This is a genomic window from Pedobacter sp. KBW06, assembly GCF_003852525.1.
Taxonomy (GTDB): domain Bacteria; phylum Bacteroidota; class Bacteroidia; order Sphingobacteriales; family Sphingobacteriaceae; genus Pedobacter.
The window spans coordinates 35286-55879 of record NZ_QAJL01000003.1; the positions used below are offsets into that span (position 1 = coordinate 35286).

General features: G+C 41.2%; 19 protein-coding genes. 8 read left to right on the forward strand and 11 right to left on the reverse strand.

Annotated elements, in window-relative coordinates; genetic code table 11:
* Positions 1–35: 35 nt before the first annotated feature.
* A complete protein-coding gene (locus DBR43_RS14965; RefSeq protein ID WP_124582189.1) occupies positions 36–626 on the forward strand; it encodes a dihydrofolate reductase family protein in 591 nt (196 codons plus the stop codon).
* A 117-nt stretch (positions 627–743) separates the two neighbouring features.
* Positions 744–2327: a Na+/H+ antiporter gene (locus tag DBR43_RS14970; protein WP_124582191.1), complete on the forward strand. Its 1584-nt coding sequence runs from the start codon at positions 744–746 to the stop codon at positions 2325–2327.
* Here DBR43_RS14970 and DBR43_RS14975 read toward each other — a convergent pair.
* Positions 2320–3093, reverse strand: coding sequence for a GDSL-type esterase/lipase family protein (locus DBR43_RS14975; RefSeq protein WP_124582193.1), 774 nt, complete (start codon positions 3091–3093; stop codon positions 2320–2322). The two genes, DBR43_RS14970 and DBR43_RS14975, sit on opposite strands and share 8 nt — an antisense overlap.
* 129 nt (positions 3094–3222) lie before the next feature.
* On the opposite strand from DBR43_RS14975, the gene DBR43_RS14980 reads away from it, so the two are divergent.
* Positions 3223–3420: a hypothetical protein gene (locus tag DBR43_RS14980; protein WP_124582195.1), complete on the forward strand. Its 198-nt coding sequence runs from the start codon at positions 3223–3225 to the stop codon at positions 3418–3420.
* Between the two features lie 167 nt (positions 3421–3587).
* Here the strand turns inward: DBR43_RS14980 and DBR43_RS14985 are convergent, their stop codons facing one another.
* The 3 genes from DBR43_RS14985 to DBR43_RS14995 form a co-directional block, all read right to left on the reverse strand.
* Positions 3588–3971, reverse strand: coding sequence for an ABC transporter permease (locus DBR43_RS14985; RefSeq protein WP_124582197.1), 384 nt, complete (start codon positions 3969–3971; stop codon positions 3588–3590).
* Between the two features lie 142 nt (positions 3972–4113).
* A complete protein-coding gene (locus tag DBR43_RS14990; protein WP_233602983.1) occupies positions 4114–4713 on the reverse strand; it encodes a DUF2199 domain-containing protein in 600 nt (199 codons plus the stop codon).
* 80 nt (positions 4714–4793) lie between these two features.
* Positions 4794–4991: a TIGR04139 family peptide modification target gene (locus DBR43_RS14995; RefSeq protein WP_124582199.1), complete on the reverse strand. Its 198-nt coding sequence runs from the start codon at positions 4989–4991 to the stop codon at positions 4794–4796.
* Positions 4992–5238: 247 nt separating this feature from the next.
* Here DBR43_RS14995 and DBR43_RS15000 point away from each other — a divergent pair, with 247 nt between their 5' ends.
* The 3 genes from DBR43_RS15000 to DBR43_RS15010 all read left to right on the forward strand — a co-directional run bounded on the left by DBR43_RS15000 (position 5239) and on the right by DBR43_RS15010 (position 8707).
* On the forward strand, positions 5239–5496 hold the full coding sequence (locus tag DBR43_RS15000) for a helix-turn-helix domain-containing protein (RefSeq protein ID WP_124582201.1): 258 nt from the start codon (positions 5239–5241) through the stop codon (positions 5494–5496).
* A gap of 512 nt (positions 5497–6008) precedes the next feature.
* Positions 6009–6764, forward strand: coding sequence for a hypothetical protein (locus tag DBR43_RS15005; protein WP_124582203.1), 756 nt, complete (start codon positions 6009–6011; stop codon positions 6762–6764).
* Positions 6765–6934: 170 nt separating this feature from the next.
* A complete protein-coding gene (locus tag DBR43_RS15010; RefSeq protein ID WP_124582205.1) occupies positions 6935–8707 on the forward strand; it encodes an FAD-dependent oxidoreductase in 1773 nt (590 codons plus the stop codon).
* An 80-nt stretch (positions 8708–8787) separates the two neighbouring features.
* On the opposite strand, the gene DBR43_RS15015 is transcribed toward DBR43_RS15010, so the two are convergent.
* From DBR43_RS15015 to DBR43_RS15040, 6 genes are all read right to left on the reverse strand, one after another.
* A complete protein-coding gene (locus DBR43_RS15015; RefSeq protein ID WP_124582207.1) occupies positions 8788–11175 on the reverse strand; it encodes a TonB-dependent receptor in 2388 nt (795 codons plus the stop codon).
* Positions 11176–11319: 144 nt separating this feature from the next.
* A complete protein-coding gene (locus tag DBR43_RS15020) occupies positions 11320–12072 on the reverse strand; it encodes a LytR/AlgR family response regulator transcription factor (protein ID WP_124582209.1) in 753 nt (250 codons plus the stop codon).
* On the reverse strand, positions 12073–13482 hold the full coding sequence (locus DBR43_RS15025) for a sensor histidine kinase (RefSeq protein ID WP_124582211.1): 1410 nt from the start codon (positions 13480–13482) through the stop codon (positions 12073–12075).
* 46 nt (positions 13483–13528) lie between these two features.
* The gene (locus DBR43_RS32940) at positions 13529–14809 is read right to left on the reverse strand and encodes a TlpA family protein disulfide reductase (protein WP_158622501.1); all 1281 of its coding nucleotides are present in this window, start codon (positions 14807–14809) and stop codon (positions 13529–13531) included.
* A 101-nt stretch (positions 14810–14910) separates the two neighbouring features.
* Positions 14911–15273: a PleD family two-component system response regulator gene (locus DBR43_RS15035; RefSeq protein WP_124582213.1), complete on the reverse strand. Its 363-nt coding sequence runs from the start codon at positions 15271–15273 to the stop codon at positions 14911–14913.
* Complete coding sequence (locus tag DBR43_RS15040; protein ID WP_233602984.1) at positions 15263–16822, reverse strand: PAS domain-containing sensor histidine kinase; 1560 nt, start codon at positions 16820–16822, stop codon at positions 15263–15265. The genes DBR43_RS15035 and DBR43_RS15040 overlap by 11 nt, the downstream gene beginning before the upstream one ends.
* A gap of 250 nt (positions 16823–17072) precedes the next feature.
* Between DBR43_RS15040 and DBR43_RS15045 the strand changes: the two genes are divergently transcribed.
* Entirely contained in the window at positions 17073–18302 is a 1230-nt protein-coding gene (locus tag DBR43_RS15045) for an exo-beta-N-acetylmuramidase NamZ domain-containing protein (RefSeq protein WP_124582215.1), read from the forward strand.
* A gap of 43 nt (positions 18303–18345) precedes the next feature.
* Here DBR43_RS15045 and DBR43_RS15050 read toward each other — a convergent pair whose 3' ends face one another.
* Entirely contained in the window at positions 18346–18912 is a 567-nt protein-coding gene (locus tag DBR43_RS15050; protein WP_124582217.1) for a DUF4256 domain-containing protein, read from the reverse strand.
* A gap of 271 nt (positions 18913–19183) precedes the next feature.
* Between DBR43_RS15050 and DBR43_RS15055 the strand changes: the two genes are divergently transcribed.
* The gene (locus tag DBR43_RS15055) at positions 19184–20593 is read left to right on the forward strand and encodes a hypothetical protein (protein WP_124582219.1); all 1410 of its coding nucleotides are present in this window, start codon (positions 19184–19186) and stop codon (positions 20591–20593) included.
* The last annotated feature ends 1 nt before the right edge of the window (position 20594 follow it).

Here is a 20594-nt window from a genome sequence, read left to right on the forward strand (position 1 = left end):
AGGCTGCCGTACATTTGACATACAAACCTATAGTTATGAGAAAGTTAGTAATGAAAATGTCGCTTTCCCTCGATGGCTTCGTATGCGATGCAAATGGCAAGAACGATTGGATCTTCAAAACCGGAGACGAGGAGTCTCTGGCCTGGAGTGTCGAGAAAAGTAGTGACGCAAGCCTGTTGATCATGGGCAGAAAGTCGTTTGAAATAATGGCCCCCTACTGGCCCACTGCGACCGGGCCTTTTGCCGCACCGATGAACCAGATTCCAAAGGCGCTTTTCACAAAAAAAGGATTTAAAGGCATCAAATCCGGGAATGTCGGAACTGCGCAACAGACAGCTGCAGCGGCCTCCTGGGCAGAGGCAAAAGTTTTCGACGGGGATCTTGCCGAAGAGATCACCGCACTTAAAGCTGAATCCGGGAAGCCGATTGTAGCATTTGGCGGGGCGGAGTTTATGCAGAGCCTCATCGCAACGGGCCTCATCGATGAATACCACCTGGCCATCCATCCTGTGGTTTTGGGCTCTGGATTGCCAATTTTTAAAGGTTGCAAAGTACCTTTTTACCTGAAACTGGCAGAGGTAAAGGCTTTTCCGGGAGGAGTCGTTGCTCTGACCTATCGCGTGTAAAATATTAGTTTTTGGATAAATTGATCATCTTGCCGAATTAGTAAGGTGATCAAATATTCTTAAACTGAAACAGGCAGGAAATATGCTATATTAGGTTGACAAGTAAGTAATTTACCTATGCATACAATTTTACCTTTTCTACTGGCCATGGTAGCAGCAATCGTGCTGTTGAATATGTGGGCTGCCAAACTTAAAATCGCGTACCCTATTCTATTGGTTGTTGCCGGGCTACTGGTTAGCTTTATCCCCGGACTACCAGCAGTAAATATTGATCCGGACCTGATCTTTTTCATATTTCTGCCACCTTTGCTGTTTTCGGCAGCCTGGTCCATTTCTTTTAAAGAGATGAAAAAATGGTGGCGCATCATTGGCAGTTTCGCTTTCCTGGTCGTGTTTTTCACCGCCCTTTCTGTGGCTCTGGTCACCAATCATTTGATCCCTGGATTTACCATCGCTTTAGGCTTTTTATTGGGCGGGATTGTGTCGCCACCTGATGCAGTAAGCACGGGGGCCATCACCAAATTTGTAAAAATCCCCAGATCAACATCAGCAGTCCTGGAGGGTGAAAGCTTGCTGAATGATGCTTCTTCACTGATCATCTTTCGATTTGCACTCGTAGCGGTTGGCACAGGCCAGTTCATATGGCAGGAAGCCGCGCTCAGTTTTCTCTGGATGGTGATTGGTGGTGTCGGCATTGGTTTACTGCTGGGCTGGATATTTGTGCAGAGTCATAAAAGATTACCGACCGATGCACCTTCAGATATTGCACTTACCCTCATTGAGCCTTATTTTATCTACTGGATTGCAGAACAGCTTCACAGCTCGGGTGTAATGGCGGTGGTAACTGCGGGTTTATATATGTCTGCGAGAAGGTTAACTTTTCTGGACAGTGCCAGCCGCATCAAAGGCCACAGTGTATGGGAAAGTTTTATATTCATTCTGAATGGCATTGTCTTTCTGATTATAGGGCTGGCACTACCGGAAATTGTAGATGGACTGCGTTCGAAAGGGATCCCTTTAAGCACCGCAATTGGTTATGGCTTGCTGGTAGCCGGGGTATTGGTTGGCGCCCGCATCATCAGTTCTTACGTTGCCATGACGGCCACACTTATTTTCCGGCCAGGTGTTGCACCTCGTGCCAGGTCTGGAGGAATGCTGCTGACCATGCCACTTTTGCTTGGCTGGACAGGAATGCGTGGCGTGGTGTCCTTAGCTGCGGCACTGGCCATTCCGGTCACTTTAGCGGATGGCACTGCTTTCCCCTACCGCAACCTGATCCTGTTCATCACTTTTGTGGTGATCTTGCTTACACTGGTGGTACAAGGGCTTACCCTCCCCTTTTTTATAAAACGGATCGGTGCATTTGGTGGAATGATTAATGAAGAAGCAGAGGAATTGGCCAGACGCGAAATGAAGAAAGGCTTGAAGCAACACGCTTATCAATTTCTCAAAAACAAGTACGACAATGAGCTAAAGGGCCATGCAGGCATGGAAAAAATCCTGAAGCATTGGGAAGAAAAAACACAGGCGGCAGACGACAGCTGGATGAACGACGAAACGAAAGCTATTTTTGTCAGCTTGCTTGATAGTCAGCGGGAATACCTGTCGGAACTCAATAAAGACGTTTCCATTGATGAAGAAATTATTCGTCAGCAATTGTACCAGATAGATTTGGAAGAAGAGCGGCTAAAGATTATTTAATTGCCCTTAGAATTCCTTTCAGCCAAAATTCAGCGAGACGTTTGGATCCCTCAGCATTGGGATGCAAATAAAAGGTGCCATGCTTTCCATCCTCCGCTTTAAACAATTGTTTATGTTGCTTTTGAAAGAAACTGAATACTGCTTTATTGCCTAAATAAACCTGATTTGGATGGATAAGTTTATGCTCTGCATATACAGATTCGATTTGTGAAAAATAACTGCTTAAGCGATCCAGTCCTTCCTGCATGTATCCTGCGTTGTTGTGGGTATTCGGACTGTACCAAAGCGGGTATTGCAGGACGAATTTGGCATTGGGGTATTTTTTAATCAGGGTATTGATCAGGACATTCAAATTGTCTTTGTACTGAGCTGCCTGGACAGGTGAACCGTTTGGCCCAAACATGGCGCTGTCGTTGGTGCCCAGCATAATCGAGAACAACAGAACTGCTGTTTGATCTTGTGCAAAGGCATCGGCAGCCTGCAGTACTTTTGGAAAATCAATGTTGTTAGCCGGCAAAAAATCTACGGTAGTGTGTCCGCTAAACCCTTTGTTACTGATATTTACGGCACCAATATCTTTACGATCTCTCAGCAGTTTGGCCACATAGACCGGCGTAGCTTCTGTTTTTGGATCGGATAAAGCACTGCCTTCGGTAATGCTATCGCCAATAAAAACAATATTTAATTTTTCTGTCTTTTTTCCAGAAAAGGAAGTCAGCATTACAAGCAGGAACAAACAGGTATACTTAAAAATAGGTTTCATCATTTTTAAAGGTCGATAATTTTAAGCAGATTTTTAAGTGGTTTCGAACTGCTGATTTAATAACCATAAAAGAAATACCGCTGCATTGTAGTTAAGCGTTTTATTATTAACTTGCATTAAAACAAAACAAACATGGAGCGTATCATCAACCTTACACTGATTTTCTCTGTTGTCATTTTAATAGCAATTTTAACTTTTGAGTTTTTAAACTACAAAGAAGGATTTGTTAGCCGGTTTCCTTACCCTTTAATCACCTCAATCTGTTGCCTTTATTTTATCAAAACGAAGCGGGCAAGACGTATTCAGCAAGATTTGGAACAGAAAGGCTAAATTATTGATATGTTTAAGAATCTCTTTAACAAAAAAAATGATAAGCCAACGATGATTACTATGGAATTTTGGCCTCAGCAGGTTTACTTGTTTGGGATGTAAATTAGTTTTAATCAAAAGGAAATGAGCTCCCCTTAGGCGAATTTTACAAAAAAGAATTTTTCAGCTTATTCACTTCTTAAGGCATCCATAGCATTCGCCCTCGTAACTCTAATGGATTGAATACTTACGGTTAGCAAGGCAATAAGCAGGGACAGCACTGCTGCCAGTATAAACGGAAATGCAGATATGGTTACCCTAAAATCAAAGGACGATAACCATTTATTGATGACCAGATAGGCTAGCGGAAAGGCAATAAGATTAGCAATGATGACTAATTTTATGAAATCCATATTGAGCGAAGTCAAAATGCTATAGGTATTTGCACCGAGCACCTTACGGATGCTGATTTCCTTTTTACGTTGTTCTGCCATGTATAAAGCCAAACCGAGTAAGCCCAGACAGGAAATAAATATCGCGAAGCCCCCAAACCAATTCGATAAGGTCCCCAAGAGCTGCTCCTGGGCAAACTTTTTCTCAAATGATTCGTCTAAAAATGTACGGTCGACCGGAAAGTCAGGACACCAGACAACAGCGTGTTAAAAACTCAGAAATTAAATGATTTAGGTGACCAGCCCCTACCTTAGCACATTCTCAGACAGAAAAGATTGCCGCAATCCTGCGTTCGGCCTCTTTCAATGAAATTCCTGCATAATAATCCCGAACAAATGGATGGTTAGGGTCTTCATGAGGAATCACGTCAGGACGTTGATTGCCTTTTCTTGTTTCCACATTCATTGGAATTGAGCCGCTGTAATCGTAGTCAGGAAGCCAGTTTGACAACCAGCCAAAGTAAACAACCTCATGGTTTTCGTTGTCAAAATTCTCATTATAATCCAGGAAGCTCTTTTCACTCAATGAAACCCATACCCCATAATCCAATCCTTCACAGCTTCCGATTACTTTTTGAGTCAGTGTGGTCCGTATAAAAAAGTCAGTTTGATCGGGATATTCAATCACACAAAAATCTTCATTGAGTTCTGTTTGTCCGTATTGTTTTTCCTCCTCAGTAAGTGAACCATAACTGGAAGGAAAAGGGAAAGCCAGCGCAGGCCACTGGGTATGTTCTTTGCCGCATGACGGGCAAATGAAAGTGTGTAAAGCATTCATAGTATCGCCAAAATTAGAATAATTCCCTAACTCCGGAAATACAAAAGCCCCAGATTTCTCTGAGGCCTTGTCTTGGAGCGTCATCAATTTATAATCAGGGGAGATTATTATTTAAATGACTCTGCTGTTCATCCTAACCATATGAAAGGAAATTACAGCGTTATTTAGTTGAAACACAACCATGATCTCTCTATGTATTCTCCACCTGCTTGTGTATAATAATCTGTTTCAACACAACCCTCAGAACTTACAATATTGGATTTGATTGCATGTCTTCCTCCATTTACGTGTTTCAATTCATCCCTGGTAAGTTCTTTGTTTTCTGAAGAGAATTTACCCTTCATTCCATTTAATTTTTTCATAAAAATAACTTTAAGTGAATAGATACTTAAATATAAAAAGAAATTTAGAAAACAACAAATATATCACATAATTGTGAATTAATTTAAATCAGCTTGGCTTTATGTAAAAAAAAATGCTGTAATACAGCGCAGACTACAGGCTTTTACCCTGTGTTTGTGATAATAAAAGTAATATCATTAAATTTGCCGCCCAACGAATAAATGGGCTGAAATACCTGGAATACTTTAAACAACTACAAAAGAATAAATGGAAGAGAACGACTTTGTCTCCATCTGGCTGGAAGAAAGCGGAAACCCCGCGATAGAGGAATTATCACAGTTGAACCTGGACCTTGCCAGTAAAACTGTAAAAGTACTGGCCGATAAAGGCCTTTCTGCAAATGACCTAGCTGTTTCCCTGGACATCAATCCGGACGAAGTGAACAGATGGCTGACCGGCAGACATACTTTCAGTGCAAAGATTATAAAGGAAATCTCTGGTAATTCTATCCACGATCAGAATTAAGAGCTCCAGCTCAGCAAATGTTTTAGCAAATGAAGCTAAAAATGATAATATCCAGAATGATATGGCTGGCCTAGCCAGCCTTTCTTTTTTTCAATTTCTCCAACCATTCTCGTGCCCCAAGGCTGAATGAGCGCCATACAAATACAATACAATACAACAGGGTTAAGTCATAGAAATGTAAGCAATCTTAGACACTTACCTGACAAAACTTCGCTTTTGATTTTTAAAACGGCCAAATTTGTCAGCACTTTTAAACACGAAAACCTTTACAATATCATGACAACATATTGACAATTAAAATCAGAACTGCTTTATTGCTATATTCTGCCAAATCTTAGGGCCTTTTCTGTCAATAAAGACAAAATTTCAGCATGACAAATCGCATGTGAATTTATTCTTAAAAAATTACACCGGAGGTTTAGGTACAGGATTTGCCTTGTCTTTAAGGGCCCACACAATATGCATCATAATACTGACTACCAATAAATTACCAAACCAAAACCGAAACGATTATGGAACAAATCACGAAAACCCAATTTAGGAAGATCATCGAAGATCTTCCCTCTTCATTGGAAAACGCTGGTAGTCAAGATGACGAAAGCGATGCCAGTACCGTCCAAGCGGGACCCCGACATGTAATCGCTTGGGCAATCAGTAGAAACCGTACCGGTATGAAGCTTTTTTTGGAACAGGAACTTCCGGAAAAATTGAATATCATCATGCAACAATCCTTTGTTGTATTGGACCGGTATAGCCAAAGATTCGAGTCGATAGACTTTAGTTTTTGGGAAAACGACCGGGCTACCCTTTTGGAGGCTCTATCATTCGCCGAGCACCATACTGTATGGTCAAAATTGTGCCGTTCCAGTATCGTTCAGGGTCAGATCATCTCCCCTATTGTCGTAGCTATTTTTTGCGGAAGCACCGTGTTTTTTGCAGCAAAACTTGGCTTGATTTCAGGCAACACAGCTCAGGCTGCGACGACGATACAGTTGAAGCCCGTCTCTGAACATTATAGGATTAATGGACAAGTCTTAGTTAATGGAGTTCCTAAAGCTGGCGTCAGAGTTGACCATCATCGTTCAGGTGTACAAATCACTGATGAAAAGGGGAAATTCATTCTGGAATGCAATGTTTCAGATCATACAGATAGCCTGACGCTTTATCTGGGTACCATCACCTCAAAGGCTGCGATCCCTCTCCACCTCAACACCGTCAGATACAATTTAGTCCTGCCAGTTGGGCTGCGCGAACTTGCCCAACGATAATATATCAAAAGATTTGAAGGGCAGCTAAGCTAATTATGCGTGCTGCCCTTTATTATTCCACGAACATTCTTTTAATATCGCAATGCAAAATAATATTTCCTCCGACTTGATTATCAAAAATATTTTGCCCTACTTTATTATAAATTATTAACGCTCTTAAAAACCAGATCATGGAAATGACGCTCCCTCACATTGTTGAGATATTGAAAAAATATCTCCCAAAAAACAACATGCCTGAAATCTTGTACGACTCGCCTGAAACCAATGCAGTTTACAATGAGAAAAGACAGATCTTCAACACCTATTATCAATTCCGTCCTACGGCGATTGTATTTTGTAAAAATACAGCGCAGGTATCAGAGGTGATGAAATGTATCAAAAAATACGATTACAAAGGGGTCCTGAGGGTACTCTCCGGAGGCCACGATCATGAAGGTGAATGCTCGGCCACAGATTCCCTTGTGATAGACCTCTCGGGTATGGATACCGTTGACATCCAGCCGGAAAAGAATTATGCCATTATACAGCCTGGCATCATGTTTTTAAGCCTTATTGAGCAGATGAATGCGAAGAATGTAGGCTTACCACATGGCACCTGCTTTTCAGTACGCATCGCAGGTTTCTCCTTCGGAGGTGGCTGGGGTCCCTGGACACGTCAGAAAGGAATGGGCTGCGAGAGCCTGGCCGGAGTGACCATTGTATTGGGTGATGGCGCTTACCGGACAATTATAGACAATAAGCTGATCCCGGTATATCAGGGAGGTCCTGTAAAAGACCTCAATGAAGAAGACCGTAAACTGCTATGGGCATTGCGTGGTGGCGGAGGCATGAGTTACGGAATCGTGACCGAGCTGATCTATAAAACATTTACACTGCCGGATTATACGACTAAATTTACGATCTCCTGGGAACAAAAACCCGGCAGGGTTATTCCTCCCGCAGTTGACTTGCTGAAACGCTGGGAAGAACTCATCACTTACAATGAGAACAAGGACCTCCTTGGAACAAATCTCAAAATTGTGGCCAAATACAAAGATGAAAAAGATAAAACCCCGGTAGAAAAATCACTGCACAATTGTTATTTCTATGGCTATTATATGGGCAGTAAGTCCCGGTTTAAAAGTCAGCATGACTTTGAAAAGGCACTGGAAGAAATCATCGTTAAAGACTGGTTTCCACGCAAGCAATATGATTTATATGAGGTGAAATTTGAGGATAGTATTGAGGCTGCATTGTCCAACAACACGACGGATGGATCATCAGGCAAACTGATGGCAGTTCCCGATATCAACAGACGTGCATGGAGTACTTTTTCTGCATGGGACAGAGTGGTAAAATGGGATACGGATGATCATAAAAATCCGCTTCTGGAAAGTGTGTATGATACTGCAGCACTACCCAGGCACTTTGAAGCCATCCCTCCGGAAATGGATTTACCTGCTCCCCATAAAATCACCTCAAGATTTGCCACTGTACAAAGTGATAAGCATCTGGCCGATTTGCGCAGGAAAAAATTAATTGAAAGTCTGGAGTCCAATCTTTTGGATGTCCAAGGAGCAAAAGAAAAGCTATCGGCCTATTTTACGCTTGGTGCCATTACCGGTGAATACTATAAAAATTACAACCATAAAGCAAACGAGTTTCCTCAAGGCAGTGCCTTCCCTTACAAAAAATGCTACTATACGATACAGTATCAGGTTTGGTGGGACAATGAGGGTGTAAATCCCAAGGTACAGCCTTATGTGAACCGTGCGTTAGACTGGCTGGAGCGATGCCGTGACTATGAGATCCCGGCCACATATGGTGCTTTCATCAGTTTTAAAGATGATAGTATTCCAACACAGGTTTATTTTCAGGAAAGCTATGACCGCTTAAAGGAAATCAAAGCAGCCTACAGTAAGGATCCTGACAATATGTTGAGCAGCCGGAAAACGATTATTTAATCTCCGGGATTCGAACCCTGGGAAATTTAGGGTTTACCTATAATAGAACAGCCTNNAGGCTGTTCTATTATAGGTAGTTATCAGATTTTATAACCAATACTGAAGACTGTTCTTCTTGGCCAAAACGGTCTGTAAACCCCATCAGTAGCCAGATAACCTGTATTATTTGTTAAATTACTGACACTTATCCTGGTAAAGATATTTTTATATTTATATCCTGCTACCAGATCCATCGACAAGTAACTCGATACTTTCTGGTTGGGCAGGTTCAGCGTGTTGCTATAAAACTGACCTCTGTAAGAAAGTCCATAACCAACGTCAAGGCCTTTTAATAAAACCTTGTCCAACTGATAGTCAACCCACAAATTGGAAATTACTTTTGGCGCTCCGGATAAAATATTTCCGGTCTTGTAGGCCGGGTCAGCTACCACCTTTGCTTCGATATAGGAAGCCGCAATATTGACAGACAAATCACTGGTAATTTTTCCATTGACATCAAGTTCGATTCCTTTACTGCTGTGTTTTGCACCGTCATACAATGCCCATTTAAATTGCTCATTGTAGAACAGATGCGGAAAATCCGGTTTGCTGCCCAGCCCCATCACATAACCTGTTACATCTGTTTTATTGATTTTGAAAACTGACAATGAAATCCCAAGTCTGTCATTTAACAGATTTGATTTGACACCAAAGTCCAGCTGCTCCCCCATCGTAGGTTTCAACATAATTCTGGAAATCGTTTCCCATCCATTTTGTTCGTATGATTTGGCATAGGAAGCATAAAAAGAAAGATTAGCGTATGGCTTAAATAACAAACCAAATCTGGGCGTAAAAGGTGTTTGTTTATCGTCCAGATAACCTTCCGGTGCCGGAACCGCAGCTGTATATTTCTGGCCCCTGATCGTTTTATTAAAGCGTATGCCCAACAGAAACTGGATTTTATCCTGCCATATTTTGATCTGATCCTGTAAATAAAATCCATACCTTTTGATAAAACTTCTCTCTTTGTCTTTATCCCCTTCATAACCCGGAATCAGGGGCAATTCATTCTCTCCATACCTGGGGTTATAAATATTGAATGGCTTCAGTTGCTTATATTCAGCATTATAGTAAGCATTATCGCTATAGAAATTATCAAAGCCTAACACCACATTGTGGGTGGTATTCAGTACCTTGATTTTACCGATTAAATCGTTGGAAGTTCCGATGTTTTTTTCAAAAGTTTTCCAGAATTCATTCGTTCTGTTCAAATCTCCATTGTCCAGGACTTTGTTATCCGTAAAAAAGATAGACTCATACGAAGAATTTGCTTTTGTATAATAAAAGGTATTCTGGAAATGCCAGTTGTTATTTACTTTGTAACTCAAGGTAGAGTATACGCTCGCTTCATTATATCTTGCCTGCGTATTCGGTTCTCCCAGGAATGTGCGGATTGGCATCTTCTTCACTTCAGAGAAATCCGCATTTTTCGAGACAATTCCGGGAGCCATGGTTCGCTGGTCATTTCTGGCCACCAATTCTATGTTCCAGTTCAGGTTGTCCGTTATTTTCCAGGCTACCGTTGGCGCAATTAAATAGGTTTTGTTTTTTACATAATCAACAAAGCTACTGCCGCTTTCGTAACTGGTATTCAACCGGTACAACAGTTTATTGTCTTTGGTAAGTTTACCATTGATGTCTATTGCAGGCCTGATCATTCCATAGTCGTCAGCTTTTAGTTCGAACCTTTGAAAAGTAGAATCCAGGGGCTTTTTGGTGACAAAATTCATTACCGCTCCAGGTGCGATGTCACCAAATTGAATAGAGGCCGGTCCTTTCAAAATTTCGATACTTTCTATGTTGTCTGTATAGAGCTGGGTATTGTTGTACGTAAAAATGCCGTTTCTCCGGAAGTTTGCAGAAGAGTTTAATCCAAAACCTCTTCCATTAAACATCGAATAAGCACCATTATAAGTGTCTGTCTGGGTAAGGCCACTCACATTTTTAATGGCATCTTCTATGCTCGTGATCTGTCTTTGTTCAATGAGTTTATGATCGATCACCTGTATAGATATAGGAATATCAATTAAAGCCAATTCTGACTTGGTAATTGAAGCCGTTTTGCGCTTTTGTCCGGTGATCGCAACCTCAGTAAGGCTTTCGGATTTGAACTCCAGCTTAAAGACAAGCGCGTTCTGTTCCTTATCTTTAACAGTAATGACTTCCTGTAATTCCTGATATCCTAAAGCTTTGATGCGTATCTGATATGTTCCCGCGCTGAGGGCGTTGAATTTGAATTCACCCCTCCTATCGGTAACTGTTTTATGCTTTGTATTCAGAAGGGTAATGGTTGCCTTATCGATTGGATTGCCTGATAAATCAGTCACCCGGCCTGATAAGGGGACTTGTACATTACTCAGGCTATCGGGTACCTGAGCTGATAAGAGTGTGGGGAATAGGGCTAACAAGATAAAATAGAGGTGTTTCATATCAATATTCTTATTTAGATTTATTATAAATTAGGCGAATATATATAATAATTCCAATATGATAGGTATCAATGGTATGTTGGGAGAATATTGTGGTTGGTTCAATATACCGATGATAAAACAGCATAAAAGAAAACAGCCGAACTACATTTTTAACAAGGTTTTAACCGAAGTTTTCTTCTGTTTTGAAATGGGTACCTTCTGACTACCGTAATCCATAACCAGGTATCCGGAATCTTCATTGAGGATACTGGTCACATGTGTTTTATTGACCAAATGTGACTGGTGACAACGAATAAATCCATAAGGGCTCAGCAATTCCTCATACTCATATAGGGGTTTTGAGATCAGGTATTCCGTTCCGTTGGTCAGAAAAAACGTGGTATAGTTATTTGAAGAGCTGCAGCGAACAATATCCTTTACCGGAACCAGATAAGTTTCTTTCAAGGTGGGCAAAGCGATTTTTTGCTGCTCGTCCGGTAATTTACGGTCTAACAGTTTAAAGAGGTTGTTTAGGCGAAGGTGATGCCTTTTGGCATTGACCGATTGGGCTATTTTGTCTACCGTATTTTTGAGCTCTGCAATATTTATGGGTTTCAACAGATATTCCAGTGCTGAAAATTTAACGGCCATGATGCCATAGGCATCGTAAGCGGTCACAAAAACAACATCAAAACCAGGATCTTCTATAGACCTTAAAAGATCAAAACCATTCTTTCCGGGCATGTCGATATCAAGAAAGACTACATCCGGCGCTAATTCCAGGATATGTTCTTTTGCCTCATCTGCATTCATCGCGGTGGCCACGACCTCAATTTTTTCACAGTGACGGGCCAGCAAAGCTTTCAGGTTATCTATATTGATGCGCTCATCATCGACTAATACTGCAGTTATCATCTAATTATTGATCCAATTGTGAAATGTTAAAATCGCTTCCGTTCCGGATTGTTTATGGAAATCAAGCACAATCGCCTGTTCTTCTCTCAACTTGTTGATCGTCAGTATTCTTTCTGCGGTTAAAGAAAGACCATAGCCTGAATCTGTTTTTTTATCCAGCCAGGTTCCGTTATCCTTCACGATCACTACAAAAGTATTCTTTTTCTCCCCTTCCCTGCAAATGATCAGCAATCGTCCCTGATCACCAAGCCCCGAAAGGCCATGTTTAACCGCATTCTCGATCAGGGGTTGCAGGAGTAAAGTAGGAATTTCTATGTCGGATGTATCGAGCTCCGGGGCGACTTCAATGTCCCAGGAAAAATTGAAGCGCAAAGCTTCCAGGTTCAGATACATGCGCATCATTTCCAGCTCCTGATCCAGGCTGTTAAACACCGCTTTGCTTTTAGCCAGCGTTTTCCTCAGCAGAAGGCTAAATTCCTGTAAATAATGATTGGCTTCCTCAATGCGACCGGTGTTCATCAATCCCTGAATAGAGCTGAGTGCATTAAAGGTAAAATGTGGATTTAACAGAGACTGCAGTCTAATCGCCGCCTCTTCCATTTTTTGCTGCTCCTTTTGTGAGGATCTGACCTTATTTTTTAAACCTCTTGTGATCAATAGAAAACCGATGACTACCACTACGAATAGAAATATCACATAGCTGATCAAAGATTGATACCAGTAAGGTTTTACATGGATGTAAGTGAGCTGTTGGCTTTCTTTTTGAACCACATAGTTAACCCTTAGTTCATAATCTGTATTCGCAATCAGCTTTAAAGAATCGAAGCCGGTTTTTCCAACTCCGCTTTGAACCCTTCTGGTCTTTAGGTTGATTAAAGTATATTCCAGCTCCATATCTTTAAAATCAGTCCTTGCGGAAATGCCTAATTTTATTTCTCCAGGCGATGTGCTGAGTTCATCAGAATGATCTACGGAAGATGAAATATGGAAGGGGTTTTCGCTGTTTTCAGCCTGATGGAAGAACCTGACTTCAGGAATCAGCTTCGGCCTTTTGATGACATAGCTGCTCAGCACCGTATCATTGTTTCTGTCCAATACATTGATGGAAAACTCCTGACCAGGGTAGATATAAACCTCGAAACCACCCTCCCGAACTTTAGTCTCATTTTTGGTATTCTTTTCGGAAAGCTTGTGGATCAAGCCATTAAATGCAGTGGTGGTATGAACGTGAATAAAGCCACCAGAGGTATAAACTTTCGTCAAGTTTCCCTGCACGGTTTCCTTAACCTCAGTCCCCCGAACCTCTGCAGCTTCAAAACGCAGGTATGATTTTGCCGGTGCATGAACTTGCTGACCATAGGCACTTTGAATGCAGGCAATCAGCAATAAAATAAAGGGAATTAAGTTCATATGCCTTTCTTAAACCACGAATATAATGTTAATATCATTTGGCTCCTTATTGTGCCCCGGCAATAGCGATCATTGCTTCCAGTTCATTGATGAGTTCAGTATCAGTTGAATATCCTATAGTGGAAAACCTGAGTTTGCCCTTTGCGTCGATGACGATTTTGGCGGGAATTCCATCTATTTTATAAGCGGATGCCACCTGGAACACTTTCGGATGCTGATCTGAAGGCCGGTCCATCAATACATTAAGTGGGAATTTATGCTGTTTAATATAGGACTTTACCCTTTGTTCTGCAGCTTTTCCCTCCTCTCTTGTTGCCACAAAAAGAAAGACAACCTCCGGATGTGCTTTACTGATTTTTTCCATTGCCGGCATTGAGGCAATGCAGGGATTACACCAGGTGGCCCAGAAGTCGAGCACAACAACTTTTCCCTTCAGGCTGGCAAGCGTTACACGCTTTCCATTGAGGTCTGAGAGGCTGAAACCCGGAGCTTCCAGGTTAGTTATCATTTTCTTAGCAACCTCAATTTTATAGGTATTACTGATGTTTTTTTGAATGGAATCCAAAAAGATGACAGCTCTTTCGGTTCCCATTTTGTTGACACACAAGCTCCTGAACTGAAGGTTCATATTTAAGTTTGATTTTCCAACCCTGGTCATTTTCAATAATATTTCATATGCTTTATCCTCCTGCCCCTGTGATGCCAACAGTCTGGTATAAAGTGCCACTGATGATGTGCCAGCATCTTCCAGGTTAAGGTCTTTTAATGCTTTCTCTTCGAATAATAGTGCGGTTTTATCATCGCCATTGGCATGAAGAATTTCGGCATAGGTTTCGTAATACGGATATGCTGCCATCCTCATAAACCGATTCCAATCTTCCAAAGGAAAATTGCCTGGCCTCGCCGAAGGATCATCTTTGTAAGAATCGTACAATTGGACAGTTCTTTTTGCCAGAACTTGCGCGTAAGCTATGTTAGCTTTGGCATCAAGTAATTCTGCCACTGCGAGGTTCAGGTAAGAAGTCTGGTTAAATTTGTTGCTGATCAAACCGATATAGGCTTCAAATTTTGGAAATGCACCAGCTTTGAGAAAAGAGATGGCAACCTGTCCTTTTAGCATATCAATGTCCTCTGCGTTTTTAAGGGAATCCAGTTTGTATTCCCTGATGATATTGTGCAGGGAAATCACATTTTTTTCCGGGTTCATTTCTTTAGTCATCGATTGAATCCGGCTCTGCATGGTTTGGCTGGATTGTGCTTTTACAGTCCATGAGAGGCCAAATAACATGCTTAACAATAAAGTGCTGATCGTTTTCGTTTTTTTCATAGGGCTAAAATTAAGCCCGGGTATCAGCAAAAGAAAGGCAGACTGTGAGAACGGGCTGTCTGGCTGTGAATTCAGAAACAGATGCCGGCCAGTTTAACCAATCACACCATCCACTTATTTACCTTACCGATCAATTCATCTAAATCAAAAGGCTTGGCAATATAGTCGTCGGCACCCGCAGCTTTGGCAATCACCTCCCCTTCTGTGCTTGCCGAATACATAATCACCGGAAGGTTAACTATACTGCTGCTGTCTTTTATACTTTTTAAGACCTGATCTCCTGATAATACAGGCATCCAAATGTCTAAGATCAGCAAATCAGGTTTTTCCTTTTCAATTCGGGAGATGGCATTCAGACTATTGATTTCTGAGATGACTGAAAATCCGGCATCCTCCATGATCAGTTCGATTAAGTCTAATATTCCTCTGTCGTCATCACATACCATTACTTTTTTAATCCCCATAAGCCGCTTTTTTATCCGGATTTACCGGTAAAGTAAAACTAAATACCGATCCTTCTCCCAGTTCACTTTCTACCCAAAGCGTTCCTTTATGATTTTTTATAATCTGATCACAGATATAGAGACCAATGCCCATACCCGGATAATTTTTCTGAATATCCCCAACACGATAAAACCTTTCAAATACTTTTTTCAGATCATCCTCTTTTATGCCAAGTCCATAATCTCTGACTGAAAACTTAATAAAACTACTCACCCGGGAGATGTGGATCTCGACCTCTTTGGAATCCGGCGAATATTTGATGGCATTACTGATCAGATTGTTGATCACCTGCACCAGGTTGGATTCATCACCATAACACTGATGAACAGGTTTCCCTTTAACAACGATGCGGTGTCCGGGAGCAGCGGTCTGGAGCCCATCAATGGTCTCCCTAACCATTTTATCGAAGTCGAAATAATCCATATGCAATTCGATATTGCCAGATTGTATGCGTGAAACATCCATCAGTTCTTTCAGCAGCTGATTCAGACGTGCAACATATGTTCCTGTTTTTTCGACTACAGAACGGAATTTCTCTGATGAGTTTTCAGGCATAAGGCGCTGCATCATCTGCACATAACCAACCACAGTGGTTAAGGGGGTTTTCAACTCATGACTGGCAATGGAAAGGAAATCATCTTTGCGTTGCTCAACGGCCTTTCTTTCCGTAATGTCTTCAATTGCCAATAAAATCCGATCCTTAAACTGACCTTCCAGCTCTACCCTATGCGCATTCAATAGCATCAGCTTCCGGCCGATATGCGGAAACTCGTGTTCGACCTCATAATCAAGCACCGGGTTATTGGTTGGCAATATTTCTTCCATCATTAACCTCAGTTCAGGAATGTTCCATTGTCCGTTTCCAAGGTCGTACAACAACTTTCCTTTGGTATCATTGATGGACACCTTGAAAGTATTCAGAAAATGGTTGTTTGCACTTAAAACCGTATAGTCTTTATCCATGACCAGCAGGCTTTCGCGGATGGTTTCCACAATACTGGAAAGGTACTCTTCACTCTCTTTCAGCATCCGCGTTCTGTCGATCACCTGCCTTTCAATTTCCTTAAAGTTCATTTGAAGCGTCTGTTCAGCTTTTTTTCTTAAGCTCACATCATTTTGTATGCCGATAAAATGAGTCACATTACCAGCGGCATCTTTCACCGGGGAAAGGTAGAGCTCATTGTGAAACAACCGCCCATCCTTAGTGTAGTTCCTGATTTCCACCACACAGTTTTCACCATCTTTGATGGCCTGGGCAATTTTAAAGCGAGACTCCTGACTGCGATCCTTATCCTGTAAAAAGCGGCAATTATGACCGATGATCTCGTCGTGGTCATAACCACACATTTCCTCAAAAGCAGCATTGCAATAGATGATAGGGTTGTCTGGCAATAAATTATCAGTTATGACAACACCTGTATTGGTCGCATCCAGTACACTGGCGAGAATAGCCGGATCAATAAACCGTTGTTCCGACAGGGGCGTATATTTTATGTTTTTCGTATCCAAGGGCAAATAAATTTTTCAATTAAACTCAAAAAATATAGGGTTTGTTTGAAATTTCGATGATTTTTTCAGGAAACAGTTCATATTTAAGTCCTTTGGAAATTAAAAAAATCCAGCTCAGAAGCAGATTTAGCGGCGATTTTAATCAATATATAGCCTTACTTTAACCAAATTCATTAATTTAGTATTTGTGGCCTGGAAACATCCTGCATAGCACATTACTCCTAATTAAGAAATGATAAACTTTCCAAAAATGATGAGATTTATTTCTGTACTTTTTTTAACGCTTCTGGCGATCAGCAACAATGAATGCGCCGCACAAAAGGCGTCCTCAAACCAAAATACATCCAATAAACCAGGAATAATCACAGGTGCCGATCAGACTGAAAAATATTTGCCTTATCTAAAAGGAAAACGAATTGGCCTTGTTGCAAATCAGAGTTCCATTATCGGTACAAAAAGCAGCGTAGACAGTCTGGTGAGCCTTGGAATTAAAATTGTAAAAGTCTTTGGACCTGAGCATGGCTTTAGAGGCAATGCCAGTAATGGAGCAGTGGTGGGCAATGAGGTAGATGCCAAAACCGGCATTCCAATCATTTCATTATACGGCAAAAACGAGAAGCCAACAAAAAAACAGCTGGCAGATATCGACCTGATGGTCTTTGACATTCAGGATGTGGGCTGCCGCTATTATACGAATATCAATACGCTTGAGTATGTAATGGAAGCCTGTGCAGAAAACAATAAAGAACTGCTTATTCTTGACAGGCCCAATCCTAACGCATATGTAGTTGACGGGCCGGTAATGACTGATGATAAATTTAAATCTGCCATAGGGATCCACTATACGCCCATGACGCATGGTATGACTATCGCTGAATTTGGACAATACCTTAACGGAGAGGGGTACCTGAAAGAACAATGCAAATTAAAGATTATAAAAGTTGCCAATTATGATCATGACATGTCTTATGTATTACCGGTAAATCCCTCACCGAATTTAAATACACAGCAAGCGGTGATGCTTTTCCCAAGCTTATGCATGTTTGAAGGAACAGCGATCAATGAAGGCCGGGGAACGTATATGCCATTTACCATATTGGGCGCACCTGCATTGAAAGACAAGTACTCTTTTTCCTACAAACCGGTAAGTATTCCGGGAATGAGTGAGGCCCCACGTCACAAAGACGCAGTTTGCTATGGCCCTGACCTTCGCAGTTATGACATTAACAAGCTTCGGAAAAGCCGCCAGATTAATTTATCCTGGTTAATTGAATTGTACAATGCCTACCCGGATAAAGCTAATTTCTTTACTCCCGGAAGAGCGAACCAGGATATATCCGCTTTTGACCTGCGCATAGGTACCGATCAGCTGAGAAAACAGATCATCGCCGGCGTATCTGAAGCAGACATCAGAAAAAGCTGGGAACCCGGATTGCAGAAGTTTAAGGCCATCCGGGCGAAGTACCTTTTATATCCCTGATTGGTTAAGTTAAGCGCCAAAGGTTGAGGTATCCTGAATCAGGTTATACTTTGAGCGAAGCACGAAAGCCCCTTGCGCCGTAATAAGATTCTGCGCCGTTGTGGTAAACGAAGATCGTACCGTAGCGGTAATCAGCAAAAATTGCTCCGCCAAGCTTTCTGATATCTGCAGGTGTTTTTATCCAGCTGGAAGTTTTGGTATCAAACTTTCCAAATTGCTGCAATTCGCGATATTGCTCTTCCGTTAAAATTTCGATACCCATGGCAGCAGCCATCTCGAGGGCACTATTTTTGGGTTTATGCTCTTTCCTCGACTCCAGCGCTTCGCCATCATAGCAAACACTTCTGCGTCCTTTCGGGCTTTCGGGCGAACAATCATAAAAAATGTATTCGTCAGTTTTTTGATCATAACCAACAACATCCGGTTCGCCACCGCTGATTTCCATGTCGTCGAGTGACCAAAGCTTTTGGGGCTTAGCTTCCAGTTTTGCCAACACATTGGCCCATTCCAGACCTTGATGACGGTTCATATTTTTCTCAAAACGCGTTTTTAAGGTATTGAGCAGTTCTTCCCGTTGTTCCGGTAACAATTCTTTTTTATTATTTTTCATACATGCAGTTGGATAAACAAATCCATGATTAAATATATTTGATTTTAACGACAAAAAAAATGGAAAGTATTTTTTAAAACATAATGGGTCGGGCCCGGCCCTGTTTTCATTGGGATTGGATCGATAGTTGAATTGAGTGAATTACGCTAAATTCAAAGCTTTTTCATTTAAATAATGAGTTTATCTTACGCAACATCATACAGATTCCAAAACTTTAATATATTTGTTTAAACGGGTAACTTGTTTAAACAAATATATTAAGCTGATAAATATGACCTTGCGCTTTAGTGATAAACAAGAAAATGCCCTCAAATCTATTTGGATATTAGGTATTATTGTTGCGTTTCTTCAAATAAGCAATTATTTTGTAGACAGTTACGGACCAGACAATTCCTTTTACGGTTATCTGTGGCAGGCACAAAACTGGTTTTTAGAAAGTCTGGTTTTTGCCTGGTATTTTTACAGGAACAAACTCATTGCTAAAGGCGTGCTGATACAACTCCTTTTTATTCCCTACTATATCTTCAAATCAGATTGGTCAGCTTTCCTCGATTATCATTTAGATATAGAAAACAGCATGGGCATTTATAATGCGATGAGGTTTGTTACCTTTTTTATTCCGCTGATCTGTTTTACGGTATTTTACTTTAAAACTGAAGCCAAACCGGCAGGCATATCCAGGTTCAAATCCTTCATTATCCCCTTGTGCGGTGCATTGGTTTTCAGCTATGCGGTATCCTCCGATCCGGACTCTTTATATAAATACACCGAATTTATAACTGCAGAATCTTTATACGTAAAAGACATTCTCGTTTCGATCATCTTCTTAGTGCTCTCTTTTAAAACCACGGCGGTATTAATTGGCTTCCTGTACCTTTCCAACCGGATTTATTCCATTGAAAAATTAATGTACCCAATTGACCGTCAAGCCATTTCCGGTACTTTCTTTAAATGGGGCTTTATCATCAGTTACACGATCCTGTTACTGACCATTTTGGATATGATAGGGTCGATATTTTCTATGTCGTTCTCTTCCTCTTCGCTAAAAATAACAACGATCACCTATATCTTGTCCTATTTGACCGTATTGATCATCAGCGGGAGATTTTTCGCTAATTTGATTCAGTACAGGAATTATACCTTACAGAAGTATTTGGGTGTTTTAAATGCCATATCGGTCTTACCCATCTTAAACCTGATCTCCTTTTTTGTATTGCTCTTCGTTAAAAAGAGTGTTGCACCTGTTGCCAGTTACGTTGAAAATTTAAAGAAAAACAGAAATATCCACCTGATGGTTTATGGGGCGCTAATTACCCTATACATTCTTTATAAATATTTTGGAGACCCTGCGGCATACCGGGAGCCTGCTATATTCTACAAAATACCGGTATTTATTATTGCCGTAGTATTACTGAGCAGGTATAAAGTAAGTACGAAAATAGTTCCTTTTTTCGTCTTTCTATTTCTGTATTACAGCGATATCAAGGAGTTCTTCGATTTCACAGAAGGTTACCTTTCCTTCTTTAAAGGCAAGATCCTATCCTTTATCTGGCTGGGACTTACCGCCTCGGCCCTGGTTTACTATATCATACATTATGTCCTTCACAAGTCGTTTTACACGGAATATTTTGAGGAACATGATGCAGAGAAATTTGAGCAGTATATGGAAGAGTTTAAATAAC

Excerpts from the sequence above, each read along its gene's own strand:
- DBR43_RS14995 (WP_124582199.1), bottom strand. The coding sequence starts at position 4,991 with ATGAAAAAATTAAATGGAATGAAGGGTAAATTCTCTTCAGAAAACAAA.
- DBR43_RS14970 (WP_124582191.1), top strand. The coding sequence starts at position 744 with ATGCATACAATTTTACCTTTTCTACTGGCCATGGTAGCAGCAATCGTG.
- DBR43_RS14990 (WP_233602983.1), bottom strand. The coding sequence starts at position 4,713 with ATGACGCTCCAAGACAAGGCCTCAGAGAAATCTGGGGCTTTTGTATTT.
- DBR43_RS15045 (WP_124582215.1), top strand. The coding sequence starts at position 17,073 with ATGATGAGATTTATTTCTGTACTTTTTTTAACGCTTCTGGCGATCAGC.
- DBR43_RS15020 (WP_124582209.1), bottom strand. The coding sequence starts at position 12,072 with ATGATAACTGCAGTATTAGTCGATGATGAGCGCATCAATATAGATAAC.
- DBR43_RS15055 (WP_124582219.1), top strand. The coding sequence starts at position 19,184 with ATGACCTTGCGCTTTAGTGATAAACAAGAAAATGCCCTCAAATCTATT.
- DBR43_RS32940 (WP_158622501.1), bottom strand. The coding sequence starts at position 14,809 with ATGAAAAAAACGAAAACGATCAGCACTTTATTGTTAAGCATGTTATTT.
- DBR43_RS15050 (WP_124582217.1), bottom strand. The coding sequence starts at position 18,912 with ATGAAAAATAATAAAAAAGAATTGTTACCGGAACAACGGGAAGAACTG.
- DBR43_RS15015 (WP_124582207.1), bottom strand. The coding sequence starts at position 11,175 with ATGAAACACCTCTATTTTATCTTGTTAGCCCTATTCCCCACACTCTTA.
- DBR43_RS15035 (WP_124582213.1), bottom strand. The coding sequence starts at position 15,273 with ATGGGGATTAAAAAAGTAATGGTATGTGATGACGACAGAGGAATATTA.
- DBR43_RS14965 (WP_124582189.1), top strand. The coding sequence starts at position 36 with ATGAGAAAGTTAGTAATGAAAATGTCGCTTTCCCTCGATGGCTTCGTA.
- DBR43_RS14980 (WP_124582195.1), top strand. The coding sequence starts at position 3,223 with ATGGAGCGTATCATCAACCTTACACTGATTTTCTCTGTTGTCATTTTA.
- DBR43_RS14975 (WP_124582193.1), bottom strand. The coding sequence starts at position 3,093 with ATGATGAAACCTATTTTTAAGTATACCTGTTTGTTCCTGCTTGTAATG.
- DBR43_RS15005 (WP_124582203.1), top strand. The coding sequence starts at position 6,009 with ATGGAACAAATCACGAAAACCCAATTTAGGAAGATCATCGAAGATCTT.
- DBR43_RS15010 (WP_124582205.1), top strand. The coding sequence starts at position 6,935 with ATGGAAATGACGCTCCCTCACATTGTTGAGATATTGAAAAAATATCTC.
- DBR43_RS15000 (WP_124582201.1), top strand. The coding sequence starts at position 5,239 with ATGGAAGAGAACGACTTTGTCTCCATCTGGCTGGAAGAAAGCGGAAAC.
- DBR43_RS15025 (WP_124582211.1), bottom strand. The coding sequence starts at position 13,482 with ATGAACTTAATTCCCTTTATTTTATTGCTGATTGCCTGCATTCAAAGT.